1 protein-coding gene is annotated in these 557 nt (G+C 58.3%); it reads right to left on the bottom strand.

The window, feature by feature from the left end; translation table 11 throughout:
* Window positions 1-174: 174 nt before the first annotated feature.
* Window positions 175-557, bottom strand: a 383-nt coding sequence (locus RE027_RS18070; RefSeq protein WP_368809681.1) for a fimbrial protein, incomplete at its 5' end; no start/stop codon positions are given.

Here is a 557-nt window from a genome sequence, read left to right as displayed (position 1 = left end):
GACCCTGAAAGGTCACGCTTCCATCGTCCTTTGCCGCGGCTGGCAATACGGCAAAAAGCGCAGTGCCGGCTATCAGCAGCGCCCGATTTATGGATTGCTGCATTGCGAACTCTCTAACGCTTGCCGGACAACGCTTCTCCGCCCGCAGGCGAAGAAGCGAGATCGGCTAACGAATCAGGAATAAACCATCTGGAACGTTGCGACGGAGGAGACGTTGCCCGGCTCGGCCGCGCCTGTGGCCACGTAATCCACGCTCAGCGGGATGATGTTTTCGCCGTTGATCAGCTTAACGTTGGAGGAGGTATCGCCAATGTTCAGCGCCTGGCCGTCCGGCCCGAACAGTTGCAGCGCAACGTTTTTGGCCGAGCCTGCGCCAGCGGTGTTCGCCAGGCTGCCTTCTACAGCAGGGTCCTGCTGGCCGTTAAAGATCACGGCGGCATTCTGGCTAACGGTGGCGTCGCAATCTTCCAGAACGATTTTAAAATCTTCTTTCTGGTTGGCCTGCATGCCGACCGTTGTCAGCTTGACGGTACGCACCTGGCTCAGGGTAACGGTCT

The sequence above is a fragment of the Kocuria sabuli genome, from assembly GCF_040981185.1.
GTDB classification, from domain to species: Bacteria; Actinomycetota; Actinomycetes; order Actinomycetales; family Micrococcaceae; genus Kocuria; species Kocuria sabuli.
The sequence above is the reverse complement of the archived record's forward strand: the minus strand, read 5'-3'. Positions and strand labels throughout refer to the sequence as shown.